Raw genomic sequence first — 17,578 nt, 5'->3', positions numbered from 1 at the left:
GGTTGGCATAAAGATGGCACCTCCTTTGATTGATACGTCTATCGTACCGGAGGTGCCGACTCGTTTATATGCGTTATTTGATTACGGGCTTACAAAAGGAATATCCTTTTACGCACACAATAATAGAATGTTGGCAGCTTTTTTGATTTTTTCATATCACGTCATTGCTTCTCAAGCGCAAACTTCCCATTCTGTAATGATAGCTTTGTCAATCCTACTCCTTGGACACTAACAACATTGTTCGTCTGCTCTATTTTTGTCCCATAGTCATTCCAAACCTGTTCCATTCTTCCCGTTCCATCCAGAGTAAGGGCAATCACTTCTGATATTCCTATGCTGCCATCCGGCAACCCTAAGACGATTAGAGCTGCTTCTGCTTCTTTTGAGGGAATCGTGATAAATGAATCAATATAGCCTTTAGGCTCTGAGGCATGGCCTTTATATTCAGTGGATTCCCATACTTTTGTCCAGTCACCGCTCTTGACTTTAGATAAGACAGACACTTTCACCACACCTTGTGAATCCTCGCGGCTTTTTGCAGTGCCAATAATTATATAGTCCATTCCGGTAACCTTAATTGCAGCCTGTTTAACGATTTCCCAGTCAGGAAATAATGCCGTAAATGGCTCCTTTTCTTGGGCACTGACCGTTTGGTTGTCCTTCTCTGTTTCAACAGTCTTCGGTCCGTCAGGTGTTGACTTCCTGGTTTGGCTACTTTGGTTAGCTTTTAATAAGGACGGTTTATCCCCTCCAGAGATCAAGCTAAAAGCTACGACACCAGCTATAACAATTATCAAAAGTGCAGCAATAAACCCCTTTCTTGCTAGCGGATGTTTGGGTTGTTCTGATTGTTTAGGAGCTGGAGCGATTACTAATACTTTTTCGTTTTGTTCTCCGCTCGTTCTTTCTTTCTTACTAGTTTCAGGAAAAATAGTTTGCGCCGTTTCCCCTTTAGCTACTATGCCCGGTTTCGGGATCGCTAGCTTTGCTAATACCCACTCCTGAAGCTCCTCCATCGTCTCAAAGCTGTGCCTGTTAAAGTAGGAAGCATCAATATCAGAATGAGCTTTTAGCATCTGAATAGCTTGCTTAATATCAGCTTGGATAGTAGGCCTACTGTCAGGATAAAGTACAGCCCTCTCCCCGGATCCATAGATAGTCAGGTTTCCATTTTCTCTAATCCAGATATTAAACCTTGTAATTTTTCCAAACAAGATCCCATTGTGATGCACATGGACGAGGGCTTCCAAAAACTGATCAATTTGTGTACTTGATAAAATTTGTCCACTTTCTAATAGATTTCCTGCACTTCCATCCAGTACAGCAAAAGTACAATCAGCCAGTATATCTATCCGTTTTAAAGCTGGAAGGTACTTAGTATTCGTTATGGTTCTACCGTAATAGCGATATAATTCCTTCCAAGCATCGCGATGCTCCTGATGATTGATAAGCCGGACCATGGCTGTCTGATGATTTTCCTTATTTTCAACTAGATAAACAATTAAATGATTGCTAGTAGAAACCTCTTTTATGATTTTGTAATCTTTAATATCAGCCATTTTTACTGCTCCCTTGGAAGATAAAATCGAATCCTAATTCCCACTGGTAATTTGATTTCCTTCATAACTATTCTTTAGTCTGAATTTGAATTCAACCCGACGGGACTGCTCCCTGTCTACCGCACCATTCTCTTTCAACTTCAATTGGCTCTTAGACCGACCGTTTGCGGTAATATTTTTTTCCACTTGGTCTTTAAAAGGTAATTTGGGAAACTCACTTAAAATGTATCTCACCACACTGAAGGCCCGTCGTTGTGACAAATCCAAATTGTACATATATTCCCCTTTATCATCGGTATGCCCCTCAACGACTATTTCAGCAATATGGTCGCCATACTTCCCATAAAGGGTAGAAAAATAGATTGGAATAAAGGCTTGAAGCTTATCTCTAAATTTTGGAGTAATGACATCCATTCCCTCTTCAAATAACAGGTCATCTTTAAACTTAATTGCCCCTGTATCCTTATCAATTGAAATATCCATTTGCCTGCTTTTAAACTCGCTTTCGAGGTCTTTAACAATATCTTTTTGAATATACGACAGCATCTCAATTTGCTTTTCTTTTTCAGCAATTTGCTTCGCTTGTTTATCCATTTCTAATTGATTTGCTTTTACTTTGTTCTGCATTTCCTTGGTTTCTTTATTTATGCTGATGATGACAGCGACAAAGATGATTAAGATAACCAGCAGGATGGTAGAGAGCAAATCAGTAAAGGTGGGCCAGAAATTTAAATCTTCTTCACCACCGTTAATTAGTCGTTTATAGTTATTCTTCATGCCCTTCATTTCCTTTTCCTAAAAGATTAGTTGTTTAGACTATTGCTTTTTTATCATTTTCTTGGAAGGACGTTGACCATTAACTGTTTACGAGAATGTCTTGTTCAGCCTTATTTGTTGCTTCAAGCTGTATATTTTCTACTAGTTGATTTGTATGTTTGATTTGAATCGTAAGATCATTTACACTCTCTTGTAATGCCTCATCCGAATCTATTAACCCCTTTAACTGTCCAGCCATTTTCGCTGATTCTGCTCCATGTTGTTGAAGCGCTTTTGTGAAAATATCTGCTTGACCTTGGAATTTCTCCCCGTTTACTTTCAGTAATGTTTCAATATTTTCAGTAATCCCAGTAAGTTTTTGATTCGTCGTAAAGTAGGTTTCAATTTGTAGTAAAATCCCCGCAAACGAATCCTTTACCTCAAGATTTTGCGAATTTGTTTCTTTCCACTGCTTTAATAAACTGGTATGCGTCTTTTTCACTTGCTTTTCAATCGATTCTGCAAGTTCTTTATTAACATCGACTTGTAATTCACTTTGACCAACCATTAGTGAAATTTGTGCTGAAGTAACCTCGAAAAATTCAACCATTTCACTATAGGCATTCTGCAATTTCTGCTGTACATTCGTAAATAATTTCTCATAAGATTGTTGAACCTTTTCATTTTGTTTCACAATTCCATCCATATTTCGCGACTGATAACCAGCAAAGCTTCTAATATCAGCAGCTGTCTGTTCAAATGACTGTTTCATACTATTTTGCATATCCGCTTGTTCAGTGAAGTAGGTAAATAGTTTTGAAAAATCATTATGAATGAGTTCAGACCTTTGATTGAACAAATTCGTTATCCCTTTCATATTGCTGAACAGGCTGCTGACGGCAGCCGTGTTTTGCTGAAAAAGATCATTAAATTGAAGCAAATTATCTGTGGCTGTTTTAAATTCTTTTGAAAAACTAGCCACATCCAAAAACGCCCTGCCCACGTTATGAACGGCAGTTTTGACCTCGCCGATTGCTTCAACAACATAATAATCTCCGTTTTTTTGTTCTATTTGATGAATGTAATTTTCGATTTTCAACATGATTTGCACAAACAATTGTTCTGAATTTCTAATTTTGGTATGAAGATTAATAGCAATAGAAAAGAGGATTCCACCGATACTAGTGAAAAAGGCTGTATGGACCCCTGCCAGAATACCCAAAATCGATTTATCAATATTCTCAGGGTTTAATGCCGCTAAAGAGAAGACAAGTCCCACAAAGGTTCCAAGCACCCCTACAAGAATGGAGATGGAGGCGTAGGTTTGAATTAGTTTCATTCTTTTGATGATATTGGTATTATTACCAATTTTGTGTTCCGACATATACATCTCTATAAAAGATGGAATGTTAAGCTGTGACTTTGTTCTTTCCTCTTTAACAATAAATCCGCTCCAAATATCCCTAGCTAATTGGTTAGATTCCGGATCTTTTGAAAGCTCTACATCCTGCTTTCTTAAATAGGCGAAAATGAAGTTATTATTATTAATGGAAAAATAGGCAATTGTTCCAAGAATAATAAAGACTACTAGGACAATAAATTCATTTGAACCTAGCTTGGAAATTCCCTCACTTAAATAAAATAGTAAAAGTGCCAAGGCTGGCAAATACATTACTATCGGTAAAAAGATTCTATTCATTCTGTTGTCCACTCCTAGTACAAATTGGTAAGAAAATCCTATTACCATTGTACCAAATGAAAGTAATTTTTAGGAAAAAACATCAATTAATTTGTTTGAAAAATACTATTTCATTGTTATTATTAGCCATAATTTTGAAGAACCTAAATTAATCGACAACCACCCTCACAGATTCAGTTGCACACTTTGCACCAATCAATAAATCTCTCATCCTTCGAAAAATTCCGACGCGTCGAGGCGTGACTAGGCGCCCTATTTGGACTCCGAACCCCAAGGTTGCCAAAAAACCAAATAAATGATAAACTCCTTTAATTGGCATCTGGTATTCCAGATGCCACATTCTTTTTCCTTTTCTTAGATTATTAACCATACTGATAATCACTTAAGATCTAACTACTATTTATGATAAAGGATGAAAATAGATGAGTTTCTTAAAAGCGGAACAACCTCAATTATTTAAAGATCATGCTTATAAAGAAGTTAAGAAAGGAATCATTCAACACAAAGTCGAACCTGGATCGATGTTATATGAACGTTCACTTAGTGATAGCCTTGGAATTAGTCGCACCCCATTAAAATTAGCTTTGCAACAGCTAGAACTAGAAGGGTGGATTCAATCCGTACCAAGAAAAGGAATTTTGGTCAAAACCATTAATAGACACGATGTTGATGAAGTTTTCCAGTTGCGAAGGGCTAATGAAGTATTGGTCATCGAACTACTGATTCCTCTTCTCGATAATGAAACGATCTATAAGATTGAGAAGATGGATAAACAACTATCTGACTTTAAGGAAGATCCTATACAGTTTGTATACTATGATACATCCTTTCACTTGTTCCTAGCGGAGTTAAGTCAGAATAATCGACTATATCAATTAATCGAAAATCTCATTGACCATTTTAATTGGTATGGATTCGCTGCATTAAAGACAGGGTTAAGCTTAGATAAGCCTTATGAGGAACATAAATTAATTATTGATGGGCTAAAAGCAAGGAATCTACGCCAAACAACGGATGCTGTTTTGAGCCATCTTGATAACACATATAGCACCATAATCGCAAATCTTACGGAGTAAAAGAAAAAGACAAAATGATGATGTTCATTTTTTAGTCAATAATAAACGAAAGAAGGGAAGTTGCTCCCAAATTGAGGAGCAACACAACATGAAGAAAATTCTCAATATCCTTTTACAAATAGGCATTTTATTTATTTTTTCCTACATTGGAACCGTTATTCACAACCTATTTCACCTAGTCATTCCTGGTAGTATAATAGGCCTCCTATTACTTTTCATTTGTTTATGCTTGAAAATAGTTCCAGTAAAGTATATAGAGAATGGGGCAGGTTTTCTGTTAAGTACATTAATGTTATTTTTTATTCCTTCAACAGTTGGCATCATGAACTATCCTTCCTTACTTTCTATTCAAGGTGCATTGCTCGTTGCAGCCGTTCTATTAAGCACCATCATTACCATTGCAATAGCAGGAACGGCAAGTCAATTTTTTGAGAAAAAAGCACGAGAAAGAAAGGATGATAAGAAATGCAACAAGTTCTCTTCGCATTCTGCATGATTTTATTAACCGTCGTCGCATATTTTTTAATGACTAGAATTTATAAACGGTATTCTTACTCCTATTTAATTCCGGTTTTAACTGCAACAACTCTTATTATTGTTATCCTTTCAGTGTTTCATATTCCTTATAAAAACTATATGATTGGCGGGCAATGGATTAGTTCGCTGTTAGGTCCATCGGTTGTAGCACTTGCTTACCCTTTGTATAAACAACGTCATTTTTTAATCAATCACATATTCCCCATATTAGGAGGAGTTTTGGTCGGTGCCATTTCTGGTATGATCAGTGTTGGCCTCCTGGCTAAGATAATCGGGATAAATCACACCTTAATTCTTTCCATTATCCCTAAATCCCTTACTACTCCTGTTGCAATAGAAGTAACGAAAGGATTGGGAGGAAATGCTTCAATGGCAGTTGTTGGCGTTATGATTGCAGGGATCTTTGGTGCAATAGCGGCTCCTACTATCTTTAAAATTATGCGAGTGCATAGCCCCGTTGGCAGAGGGATCGCTCTTGGGAGTGCCTCACATGCCATGGGAACTTCTAAAGCTGCCGAATACAGTGAACTGACCTTTTCGATGAGCTCGGTTACGATGACATTGTGTGCAATCATTGGCTCCTTTTTAGGACCCATTGTCGTGTGGATTTTTCAGATTTGAGAAACCCCCTCACAAATAAAATATAGAATACTTATGGAAGAATCGATCTCCCTGCTAAATAGAAGTCCAATTTCCTTTATATGCTCCTTGGAAATTGGACTTAATTAATTGTCTGAAAGAAGGCATCCGAGATTTTGGCCAATAGACAGAATAGACAAAAGGCATCCGAATAAGTTAATATTCGAATGCCTTTTGTCGACTATTTATCTAGTATTTAAGCAACGGTAGTGCCTCTTCTATGATTACCTTTAACAGTAAAGTATTTGCGAACATAAGGCATTGCATATCGGTCTAAGCCGAATTTGCCAGCATTTGCTCCTGCAACGAGGACGAAGAACGCTAATAGAATCATTTGACCGTTAGTGCTCACCGTGCCGCTGAACAAGAAAGAGAAATTCATGACCAATCCCATTAGTGTTGCAAAGTTTGTGAGAAGGCCAAGGATTAACGCAATTCCGACTAATAATTCGCCCCATTGCACTAAGGTAGAAAACAGATCAGCGTTTGGCAAGGCAATATTCTGTAGAAATGCTGCCCACCAGCCTTGAACTGCTGGGTGTTCTCCTGTACTAGAAGCGATTGCGCCCTTTAAGAACCCACTTGCATCAAATCCGCCGCCTGTTATTTTTGCAAAACCTGCATGTATAAATTGATAACCAATATAAATACGAATGATTGCTAAAACCCCTGCAGCAATATTATTTTTTCTTAAAAGATTTAACATAATACTCCATCCCCTTAGGATTAAAATTAGTTTGTTCACTATTTCACAAGTTTTTGTTTGTTTCTTACTACACTTATATATTAACACTTTATCCAAGTTAAAAAAGATGTTTGTGATGTTATTCACAAATTTGCAACAAAGTTTTGGCTAAATTGTGAAATCAGAATCCTCCAGGTTAAAAATTACTTTTATAAATTATTAATTGTAGATTTTGTGTAGGTATGAAAATTCATAGGCGGAGAATTTCCGGCTAATGTATATAGAGGAAGCTTAAGAAGCAGATATAAGCGAAGATATTCCGATTAACTGCTCTAAATAAGGCAAAATCCAACGATTTAGATCATATAAGCGGAAATACTCCCTTTATTTTTAAGGAAATATGGGTATTTCCCAATTTAAACGGAATTTTACCGTCTATTTTTCAATCACAGCGAAATCAACATTCCTTTATAATAGAGCCTTTATAAAAAGGAACTATGGTTGGCGGCTGCACTAAATTTTGTGCCATATCCAGCATTGCATATTACATGAATATTGAATTTGGTCCATATGATAAAAAATCATGTACCCCTACGTAAAAAGGTTCAGCCCTGCAGTTAAAATCGCTCGGACTGAACCCTGAATTGTTACTATATAAATACCATCGTCACGCTTCTACGGCATCACTATCAACGATTTAAAAACGCCTTCGTCCGTTCGAATTGCGGGTTGGTCAATACATCAGAAGGATGACCGGATTCAATAATTTCTCCATTGTCCATAAAAATGACACGGCTGGCTACTTCTTTTGCAAATCCCATCTCATGGGTGACGACAATCATGGTCATGTGTTCTTCTGCCAGGTCCTTCATCACCTGCAGGACTTCGCCGGTTAACTCGGGATCCAGCGCCGAAGTAGGCTCATCAAACAGCAGAATATCAGGATTCATCATCAACGCCCTAGCAATGGCTACCCTTTGTTTTTGGCCGCCTGATAAATGAGCAGGGTAAGCACTTTCCCGGCCCGTAAGGCCAATCTTCTGCAGAAGCTCGCTGCTTCGCTTCCTTATATCGGAAGCAGACTCCCTTTTCACTAATCGTGGAGCCATTTCCAAATTCTCTTTGACGGTTAGGTGCGGGAACAGATTAAAGTGCTGAAACACCATCCCCATCTTGGTGGTAATCTGCTTGATTTCGTCCGTCTTTGAGTAAACTCCGTCCTTTACAAGATCATCACCGGAAACCCGAATACTGCCTCCATCCACTTTTTCCAGGTGGACAAGACTCCGGAGCATCGTACTTTTCCCAGAACCGGAGGGGCCAATCACAGCCACAACATCGTTTTTATTCACATCAAAGCTAATCTGTTTTAAGACTTCCAGATTGCCATACGACTTTTTGAGATTAGAAACTTCAATGATTGCCATCCTCATTCCCCCTCCTTATTCAAATCTAAACCGCCGCTCAATCCATTTAAAGAACAGCGTTAATACAAGCGTCATCAGCAGATAAATAACACCGGCTACAGCAAATGGAATAATCGTAAAATCACGATTGACCGCTGTCTCTGCATAATGCAATAATTCCGGAACCGCAACCGCATAAAGCAGGGCCGTATCCTTGACAAGTGTTACCGATTCGTTTGCCACAGCAGGAAGGGCAATACGAAACATTTGCGGCAGAATGATCCTTGTCGTCATATGCCATTTAGAAAAACCGAGAACTTGTGCAGCCTCATACTGTCCTTTATCAATGGCCAAAAGTCCGCCGCGGAAAATCTCAGCAAAATAGGCAGCGTAATTAAGGATAAACCCTATACAAGCAGCCACAAAGCGGTCCAGCACCAAATATTCCCCGATGCCCGGAATCATCGGCAGCCCAAAACAGATCACTAATAGCTGAAGCAACAGCGGTGTCCCGCGCATCACATAAACAAAACCTTGTGCCAGCAAGGATAGTGGCTTGAAGCTGCTTTTTACAGCTAACGTTAACAAAAAGCCCAGCGGAAGCGACACAACAATGGCAATCACAAACAAAAGAACCGTCATTTGCGCCCCTTCCAGCATCGGCTTAAGGATCGTTATAATATACTCAAACGACATAACAGGATTCCTCCAATAAGAAAAGCGCAAGCGCCCTGGTCAGCGGCGTATGGCCTGGAGCGCTCCAACTGAGATAAAGGAAACACGGTGAGCGGAGCGAACCGATGTTGACTTATCGTAGGGCGGAGCGCGAAGGACACTAGCCGCTAGGGCGCTGGAGCTAGACAATTCTCAAAGTCAAAATTTTATACTTTCTTATCTTTTACAAAAAGCGTAAGCGCCTTAGTCAGCCCCGACCAGCGCAAGACAAAACAGGGTCCCTTTGGAATCCTGTTTTGCTACCTATTTATCATTATTTTACTACTTTATCTTCTCCAAACCATTTATTTGAAATTTCAGCGGCCGTGCCGTCTTCATTCATTTTATCGAGTGCCTTTTGCAGTTTGTTCAGCAGTTCCTCATTCCCTTTTTTCACGCCTACTCCATATTCCTCAGGAGCGAGGGATTCATTAAGCACTTTGAACGTACCCTGCTCTTTTGTCATGTAATAATCAATCACAACTTCATCAATCACAACCGCATCTAATCGGCCGCTTTTTAAATCATTCAAGGCCATCACATTATCGGAGAACTCCGTCACCTCTTTAATCTTGGACTTTATTGGATTCGCATCCAAGGCATCCGAAGCTGAAGATAATGACTGCAGCCCGACCCCTTTGCCCTCTAAATCTGCCAGTTTGGATACTTTAGAATCAGCCAGTGTGACCACTACCTGAGCATTTTTTAAATAGGGCTTTGTAAAAAGAACCTTTTTCTTACGTTCATCGGTGATTGTATAACCATTCCAGATAAAATCAATCCGGCCGCTGCTTAGTTCGGATTCCTTTGTTTTCCAGTTGATAGGCTGGAATTTAACCTTCACGCCCATCTTTTCAGCAGCTGCTTTTGCATAGTCAATATCAAAACCAACAATATTATTAGCATCGTCACGGAATCCCAGCGGAGCAAATTTATCGTCAATACCGATTATCAGCGTTTGGTCATCCTTTTCCTTATCCCCCGATGTATTATTCGAGCAGGCTGTTAAAACAGAAAATACCGCTGCAATCACTAGAACTATAGATACTAGACGTTTCATATGAAAAAAACCACCTTAATTCAGTTATAATTTTACTTTAGTACGTTACCATGCTATCACACTATCGAATTATAACACTATAATATTTTTTAGACAAGGGGGACAAAGGGACAATTCCTTGTCCCTTTCCGGATACTAGATCGCACGCTCAAATTTTAACAAGCCAAAAATATACAAGTTTTTATACATTCTTGTTATTTTTGGCTTGTTAATTTCTATGATTGGATTTATCTTTACCAACCATTAAAGATATTTCTTTAAGTATATCCTCCCAGCTATCTACACTTCCTAGCGATTTACCCGTTCGTAAAATAACAATATTGTTTTCCGCAGAGATATATAGATACTGTCCATACTTTCCCATCGCAAAATAGTCTAAGCCCCCATTACTATTTTGTGTACTATACCACATGTATTTATATCCTATATTTTTATTTTCTAAGAATGAGCCTTTATATTCATCTCCATTTAAGGGGAATCCGCTTAGTGTAGACAGTTTTATCCATTTTTCATTCAGTATATACTGCTCATTCCACGTTCCACTATGAAGTAACATGCTTCCTATCTTTACAAAGTCAATCGCTTTGAAATTAATACCGCTCTCCATCTTTTCAAAACCTGTCTGTTTACTGTCCAAACTCCATGAAGCATCATTTTCGGCTCCAATTTTATCCCAAACTTTCTGCTGGAAATATTCCGATACATGTTTACCTGTACTGCGCTCCAGTATGATGCCAAGTAATAAAGGATGATAATTGTTATAATGAAATTTACCTTGGTATTTTGTAGTCAGATTAGTTTGAGTCAAGGCTAAATTACGTAAATCCGGCATATAATACGTTTTGGCATCGTCGCTAAACCAGATATTTCCTTCCTCGTAGCTGATGTTAGAACGCATCAGAAGTAAATCTTCAATTGTAATTCTCTCCATATTCGTTCCTTTGAACTCGTTTATATAATCAGCTATGGATTGCTTTTCATTTTTTATATAACCATCTTCAATCGCCATTCCAATTAACAACGAATCGATTGACTTAGCCATTGAGAAAGATGTATTAACAGTGTCCTTGTCATATCCGTTGAAATATTCTTCTAGCACTACCTTGTCATCGTGGACAATGATAAAAGAAGTGGTATTTGTTTCCTTTAGAAAGGTATCCAATCGCGTCGTTCTGCCTTTTCCTTTATATATATAGTCTATTGACATCTTTTTTAGGGATTCGTCCAGGTTGTATTTATAATTATAGGGCTGGGAGCTTTTTTGAATAATCCGCTTTGGAAATACTTTGTAATCCATTACATCCGAATCTCCATTTATTATTGTCCTAAAAACATATTGCGGGGAAAGTATTATTGTGGAAACTAATACAAGAAGTATTGAACCTATCAAGGGGAATGTTATGAAAATAAGTAATAGCTTGGTAGTTTTCTTTTTCATTTTACCTCCTTAATTTCTAAAAAAATGTGGTCCAAAAGTTATTACTATCCCATTTTACTGTTAACAAGGAAAAAAAATGATAAATTGTTCCTCGAATAAAAAGGACAATATCCTCACATCGGAGAATATTGCCCATATAGATATAAAGAGATTGACACCCCGTGATTTGTTTCATTAGTTATGTATAATCTCATTAGCCATATTAATGATTTCCTTTTGTTGTTGTTCCTTAGAGACTTCTTCATTACAGTAGATAATATTGTAAGAGACACCCTCCAATTGGAAGTACAATGAGTTCCCTTTGAATTCTCCACGGACCTTATTATCCAATAGTAGTTCAGTAACGATGGAACCCAGCCCTCTTTTTGATGAAGGCTGGGTGAATTATAGAAGGTAAAATAAGAATTACTAGTTACTCAACTTTCTTAGTTTGAGCCCTGGACCGCCGGGCCGACTGGCTCATCTCGATCCCGTCGGCCACCCTCAACTCGGCTCCGTCGATACCGTCGACGACGTTTTCGACCATGCTGAGATTCTCCCCGGCATCGATCCTGATGCCGTTGCCGGCCTGTCGAATGACGTTGGACTTGATCCTGATGCCTGAGGGGATTCCTATGCCCCGTCCGTCAGTACCGCGGTCCTTACTGAGCCGGATGGCCCAGAACTCGTCAGTCCCTCCAGTGATGTGGTTACCGAGCAACTCTGTGCCTGGTGCATTACGGACATCTATGCCTGCCTTAGAATCCTCCCCGGCGGTGATCCTGTTGTCCTCGATGAGGGTTTCAGGTGTTCCCAGGATGACGAGGATTCCCTGACGGTTTCCAATCAGGTCGTTGGAGTGCACCCAGTTTCCAGGTCCTGAGGCGTCGTGCTTGTTCTTGGACCCGCCGGGATTGCCCAGCGCGATGCCCGCCCGCTGCCCGCCGATGACCGTGTTGTCCCGGACCTCGTTCAGGTATTCACCCTCGCCGTGCAAATCGATGGCGTCGAGGTAGCTGCCAACGATGGTGTTCTCCGCCACGAGATTGTTGTGCGTGGGGAACTGCAGTAGAATAGCGTGCCTTAGGTGCCTGCCATCAAAGGTATTGCCGATGACGACGTTGTGCCGGGAATCGTTGGCTGCATCCGGGTCGTGCTGGTCCGCTGAGCCCTCGATAGCGACGCCGTAGCCCTGTCCGCCGGGACCGACAGCAGTTGCCTCACTGATGTAGTTTCCAGAGAGAGTCACTTCACGGCTGGCCTTGACGGAGATGCCGTGGCGCTCGAATCTGCGGATGCCCACGTTCTCCACTAGGACCCGGGAGCTTCCCTTCCCTTTGTGGGCTCCGAGGTGGATCCCGTACATCGGGCCGCCACCCACGTCGCCGTCGTCGGGGTCGTCGCCGAGTGGACCGTTATGACGGGAGGTGATGGTGAAGTCAGCGACGATGACGTCGTGGACGCCGGATCCGCGAATCACCCGGCTGTCATCCTCGCCGTTGAGGGAGGTCAGCAGAACGGTTCTCTCTCGGCCCTCTCCGCGCAGGCTCACGCCGCTGCGCAACACGATGTTCGCCGACTCGTCGGCCGGGTCAGTGGAGCGCAGGTCATACGTGCCGGCCGGCAGCACGACCTCGTCACCCGGTTCGGCCGCGTCCAGGGCCTTCCTGATGGCTGCTGCGTCGTCGTGTGAGTCCGGAGCTGGATCTGCCCCGAAGTTTGTGACGTCCAGAGTCCTGCCAGTCGCCGGACCCGGCTTCTTCACCTCGATCGGCGCGCCGGACCGGTCCACCAAGCCGGGGACCTGCCAGTCGCCGTGCCCGGACTGGGCTGGTCCCACGGCGTCATCGCTCCCGACTGGCCCGTCGGAATCCTTGACAGTGCATGCCGTCAAGAGGATCATCAGACCAAGGGCCACCCACCACGAATGCGCCGGACCTCGCCGGCTGTTCCGAATGAATCCCTTCATCATACTTCTCGCGTCCTTCCTTGACTCTTTTCGTCCCTCTCGTCGCCCATGAAAGCGCCGAAAAAAGCAGTGAGCCCGCTGGCCTCGGCAAATCACGCCGAGTCCGCGGACTCACTTCCTTCAGGATGCCTGACGACCCCTATCAGGTCGCCGGCGTCATCCCATGGCCAGAGGCCTACTTTTGGGAGTTGTTGTTTCCGTTGTTTCCTTTGTTTCCATTGTTTCCGTTGTTTCCGTTGTTTCCTTTATTTCCGTTGTTTCCGTTGTGTCCGTTCCCCTTGCCCTTGCTGTCGTCCTTGCCGTGTTTGAAGTTCAACGGCACGTCCTTTTCAAGCGGTGTGTCTGCAGAGGAACCACCGACATGTACGCGGTACTTTCCGTCAACAGTGGCCCACTCGCCGTCAGCCCAGTTCGCTAGGTTGTCCGGTTCTTCCGGAATGAAATAAGAGAACGGGTGGTTAGAGTCGGCCTGGTTAATCCTAACTGTCACCTGCTGGCTCTCACCAGGCTCAAGGTTAACCTTCTCGAAGTTGACGAGCCGCTTAGTCGGCTGCCCCGCCTCGTTCGGCAGAGTCAGGTAGACTTGTGCCGCTTCGGCACCGGCAACGTCACCAGTGTTCGTTACTGTGAAGGACACGTCAATACCAGACAACGAGCCTTTACCTTTGACCTTCTTCACCTTGAGATCGTCATACTTGAATGTCGTGTACGACAAGCCGTACCCGAATGGGAAGATCGGCTTCACGTTGTTTGCCTCGTACCAGCGGTAGCCCATTTCCAGACCTTCTGTGTACTGAGCGATTAGCTGATCGGAACCATCACCATAAGCGCCAGGTCCGCCTACTTTACCAGTGTCTTGACGCGTTCCAGGGTACTGTTCTTCGGTCGCGAAGGCTGCTTCACGCTCAGTTGCACCGAACGTCATTGGAAGCTTACCGGACGGATTAACCTTACCGTAAAGCAGGTTAGCGACGGCATTTCCATCCTCCATACCTGGGTACCACGCCTGAAGAACTGCAGGGACCTTATCCAACCACGGCATGATCGACGTACCGGAAGTCTTCAATACCACAACAGTGTTCTCCGCGTTGGCTTCCATAACTGCGTTGATCACCGGCTCCTGCTCAGCCAAGCCCGTTTTGAGGTTCAAGGCAGGGAATCCGAGGGTATCACGGTCTACGGTCTCATGTGGGTTGTCACCGACCATGAGAAGTACGACGTCGGACTCAGCGGCTAACTTGGCAGCAGCTTTCGGGTCACTGCCATCGTTGTACTTCACTTCAGTGTTGTAGCCCAGCTCTTTGATAACATTCTCTAAGCCTTCCTGTGGTGTGACCGTATATGGAGTCACTACATAATCATTGTCGTCACGAACAGAGCGAGGGGACATCTTTGCCTCGCCAGCGAACGTCTCAATGCCGATCAATGCGATCGATTTTGGCTCGCCGTCCAGTGGCAGGAAGCCGTTGTCGTTCTTCAACAGCACGGAGCCTTCCTCGGCCATCTTCAGTGCGCTAGCGCCGTTAGCCATCGGATCAACGATTTCCGGCATAAATTTGTCGAAAGGTTTGTCCATGTGGCCAAACTCGATCATCTTGATGTAACGCGGACGAAGTAGATTGTCGATGTCGTCCTCAGTCACCTGACCTGATTCGAGAGCCTTTTGGATTTTCTCTTGAGTGTAGTACTGTGGTGCCCAGTCAAGCTCGACATTCGTACCAGCTTTGATAGCAGCTACTGTGTCGTGAATCGCGCGACGGTCACTCATGACATAACCGTCAAAGCCCCAGTTGTCCCTTAGTGCATCTTGAAGCAGTTCAGAACTGTCACATGCATAAGTTCCATTAACATCCGGGAACGAGCACATCACGGAGGCTGGATTAGCATCCCTGACGGTCATCTCGAATGGCAACATGTACAACTCGTTCATGGCCCTTGAGGGAACCTGGACACCCATCGTCCAACGCTCGGTTTCCTGTTCGTTGCCAGCCATATGCTTGAGTTGTACCTGCACTCCTTGGTCCTGGATACCCTTTGTCTGCTCGCTTGCAAGGATACCTGTCAGATACGGGTCCTCACTGAAGTACTCATAGTTCCGGCCACCGTACGGGTGACGAATGAGATCCATACCTGGTCCGAGAAACACGTGATGCGCGAAAGCGCGTGTCTCCTCACCAAGGATTCGGCCAGCCTCATAGTTTAGCTCGCGGTCGAATGTCGCGGCCAAAGCTGGGGTAGACGGAAGGCCAGTCGCCACTGGGTCATTGTGACACGATCCACCCTTAACACCCGTACCACCGTTGGTCATGCGGACTGTTGGGATACCCAGATCCTCGATCCCACGAATCTGCCGGCCGGTGTCCTGCCACTCACACTTGGGCAGGGTACCCTGGGGCGCGAATTCGCCGTTCATGTACTTGCTACTACCGCCCCTTTTGATGACCACCGTCTCACCAGTGTCGTTCTCATTAAAGCGCGAGATGGCAATTTGCTGGATTTTCTGTTCCATCGTCATCTCATTAAGAAGCAGCTCAGTGCGCTCCTCAGCAGAGAGCTTGGTGTTCATCCAGGGTTTGGTCCCTTCCGTACCAACGGTCTCCGCATTAGCAGGAATTGCTAACGAAGACATGAAGATTGTTGCTGTCAAAAAAATTGAACTAATTCGTTTTATCATCTTACTCTCTCCCTAACATCTGTTTATCTATTAGTATTGAAATTATTCGTTTTAGTATCTTAATCACTTCCTAACTATCGAATAAGTATACTAGTATAGCGAAAAACCATTACACTGGTATGAATAGCTGATTACAAAACAGCAACAAAAACCACGAGATTAGTAATGCTCCTAAAGTCTCGAAAATCATTCAAACACTGTAGTAGCAATGGTTTTCCAAATAATCAATCAAAATAAATAAATTGAAACGAGCATTATACTTCATTATTCTAAATATACTGAAAGAGAATAGAAGAACTTCTATTTATTATATAAATATTGTTACTATGATATTTGGAAATCCACTCGAAGGTGGTGGCATGGGGAAATTGTTATGGAGAACCACTCATTGCAATCACAAACTCCATGATTAGATAGTAGAGAGTTCTCTTTCCTCTCTTATCAATTGCTGCTTCTTCATTCGATAAATGATCTTTTATGACTGCACCACTTCTTGTGCATGCAATAATAGTGTATTTCGAAGGCTTTAGATCCCTTGGAGAAAAAAGGGGTTATCTTTCAATTACGGGGCAGCGGCATCTTTGTAAGACGCCATAAACGGAAAGGCTACATGAGTCTGCTTTCTAACCAAGTCTTTAAAAAAGATCTTGTGGAGTTACATCTAACTTCGAAGGTCATCGAATTAGCCGTAGTCAAACCGACACAAGAAGTGATGGATAATTTAAACATTGGACCGGATGATGATGCTATTATGTGAAACGGGTTCGCGACTTAGTATCGATTTCAACAAGTGAAATTTCCAAACGCTACGGCTTCATCTACGTTGATAAAGCCGATGAAGGCAACGGCACATTAGCAAGAAGCCGCAATGACTCTCTCTTCTGGTAAAAAAGGTAATTGGAAGTTATGGTGAGGTATTATCATTTAAATAAATAGAAAAGGTGCTAGGTACATGACAATTACCTAGCACCTTTTATTTATTTCATCACTCAAAAACTCTTGGATTTAAAAAGAATGCTAAAATCAAAGCACCCAAATATTCAAGAACCCGACCCGCGATGGTTTTCATCACTTCCTTTTGTAAAAATAAGCGGAGATTTGAGACTGTCGATTAACTCATAAATATCTCCTTTTTCACAAACTTTTTCTAAATTCCTAATTTATTCATCACTCCACTCCATATATACGATAAAATTAAGATATATCTTATGTATGGAGTGATCGTGATGGCGCACATTCAATATAAAACATTTGGTCAGTTAACCCTATCAGATTATGAAGTCTTCGCTTCGGTTCCTGCCCATCCTTTCTGGAGCCGAGTGGATCAAGTGGTTGACTTTTCCTTTGCAGATAAGCTCTGTGCTCCTTTGTATTCTCCCAATGGACA

13 protein-coding genes and 2 pseudogenes are annotated in these 17,578 nt (G+C 42.4%); 5 read left to right on the top strand and 10 right to left on the bottom strand.

Going from position 1 to position 17,578, the window contains the following annotated elements; translation table 11 throughout:
• Positions 1–161 precede the first annotated feature (161 nt).
• The 3 genes from ACIQCO_RS27235 to ACIQCO_RS27225 form a co-directional block, all read right to left on the bottom strand.
• Entirely contained in the window at positions 162–1,559 is a 1,398-nt protein-coding gene (locus ACIQCO_RS27235) for a hypothetical protein (RefSeq protein ID WP_400435235.1), read from the bottom strand.
• 33 nt (positions 1,560–1,592) lie between these two features.
• The gene (locus ACIQCO_RS27230) at positions 1,593–2,336 is read right to left on the bottom strand and encodes an OmpA family protein (RefSeq protein ID WP_400435233.1); all 744 of its coding nucleotides are present in this window, start codon (positions 2,334–2,336) and stop codon (positions 1,593–1,595) included.
• 79 nt (positions 2,337–2,415) lie between these two features.
• A complete protein-coding gene (locus ACIQCO_RS27225) occupies positions 2,416–4,014 on the bottom strand; it encodes a MotA/TolQ/ExbB proton channel family protein (protein ID WP_400435231.1) in 1,599 nt (532 codons plus the stop codon).
• 422 nt (positions 4,015–4,436) lie between these two features.
• Here ACIQCO_RS27225 and ACIQCO_RS27220 point away from each other — a divergent pair, with 422 nt between their 5' ends.
• From ACIQCO_RS27220 to ACIQCO_RS27210, 3 genes are all read left to right on the top strand, one after another.
• Positions 4,437–5,090: a GntR family transcriptional regulator gene (locus ACIQCO_RS27220; protein WP_400435229.1), complete on the top strand. Its 654-nt coding sequence runs from the start codon at positions 4,437–4,439 to the stop codon at positions 5,088–5,090.
• 88 nt (positions 5,091–5,178) lie between these two features.
• Entirely contained in the window at positions 5,179–5,586 is a 408-nt protein-coding gene (locus ACIQCO_RS27215) for a CidA/LrgA family protein (protein ID WP_400435227.1), read from the top strand.
• The gene (locus tag ACIQCO_RS27210) at positions 5,556–6,248 is read left to right on the top strand and encodes an LrgB family protein (protein WP_400435225.1); all 693 of its coding nucleotides are present in this window, start codon (positions 5,556–5,558) and stop codon (positions 6,246–6,248) included. The genes ACIQCO_RS27215 and ACIQCO_RS27210 overlap by 31 nt, the downstream gene beginning before the upstream one ends.
• 214 nt (positions 6,249–6,462) lie before the next feature.
• Here the strand turns inward: ACIQCO_RS27210 and ACIQCO_RS27205 are convergent, their stop codons facing one another.
• From ACIQCO_RS27205 to ACIQCO_RS27175, 7 genes are all read right to left on the bottom strand, one after another.
• Entirely contained in the window at positions 6,463–6,972 is a 510-nt protein-coding gene (locus ACIQCO_RS27205) for a DoxX family protein (protein WP_400435223.1), read from the bottom strand.
• A 668-nt stretch (positions 6,973–7,640) separates the two neighbouring features.
• Positions 7,641–8,378: an amino acid ABC transporter ATP-binding protein gene (locus tag ACIQCO_RS27200; RefSeq protein ID WP_400435221.1), complete on the bottom strand. Its 738-nt coding sequence runs from the start codon at positions 8,376–8,378 to the stop codon at positions 7,641–7,643.
• 15 nt (positions 8,379–8,393) lie between these two features.
• On the bottom strand, positions 8,394–9,053 hold the full coding sequence (locus tag ACIQCO_RS27195) for an amino acid ABC transporter permease (protein ID WP_400435220.1): 660 nt from the start codon (positions 9,051–9,053) through the stop codon (positions 8,394–8,396).
• A 292-nt stretch (positions 9,054–9,345) separates the two neighbouring features.
• Complete coding sequence (locus ACIQCO_RS27190) at positions 9,346–10,131, bottom strand: amino acid ABC transporter substrate-binding protein (RefSeq protein ID WP_400435218.1); 786 nt, start codon at positions 10,129–10,131, stop codon at positions 9,346–9,348.
• Positions 10,132–10,339: 208 nt separating this feature from the next.
• Positions 10,340–11,569: a serine hydrolase domain-containing protein gene (locus ACIQCO_RS27185; RefSeq protein ID WP_400435216.1), complete on the bottom strand. Its 1,230-nt coding sequence runs from the start codon at positions 11,567–11,569 to the stop codon at positions 10,340–10,342.
• 412 nt (positions 11,570–11,981) lie between these two features.
• Complete coding sequence (locus ACIQCO_RS27180; RefSeq protein WP_400435214.1) at positions 11,982–13,520, bottom strand: right-handed parallel beta-helix repeat-containing protein; 1,539 nt, start codon at positions 13,518–13,520, stop codon at positions 11,982–11,984.
• 172 nt (positions 13,521–13,692) lie between these two features.
• The gene (locus tag ACIQCO_RS27175; RefSeq protein WP_400435212.1) at positions 13,693–16,191 is read right to left on the bottom strand and encodes a beta-glucosidase family protein; all 2,499 of its coding nucleotides are present in this window, start codon (positions 16,189–16,191) and stop codon (positions 13,693–13,695) included.
• Between the two features lie 514 nt (positions 16,192–16,705).
• On the opposite strand from ACIQCO_RS27175, the pseudogene ACIQCO_RS27170 reads away from it, so the two are divergent.
• Together ACIQCO_RS27170 and ACIQCO_RS27165 are read left to right on the top strand one after the other, a co-directional pair.
• Positions 16,706–16,959 (top strand): annotated as a pseudogene (locus ACIQCO_RS27170) (GntR family transcriptional regulator); the annotation flags it as partial.
• Positions 16,960–17,123 (top strand): annotated as a pseudogene (locus tag ACIQCO_RS27165) (6-phospho-beta-glucosidase); the annotation flags it as partial. It lies immediately after the preceding pseudogene.
• Positions 17,124–17,578 lie beyond the last annotated feature (455 nt).

This window comes from Neobacillus sp. NPDC093127 (assembly GCF_044754175.1).
GTDB lineage: Bacteria > Bacillota > Bacilli > Bacillales > Cytobacillaceae > Neobacillus.
Note: the sequence above shows the minus strand (reverse complement) of the source record. Positions and strands in the feature narration are given on the sequence as shown.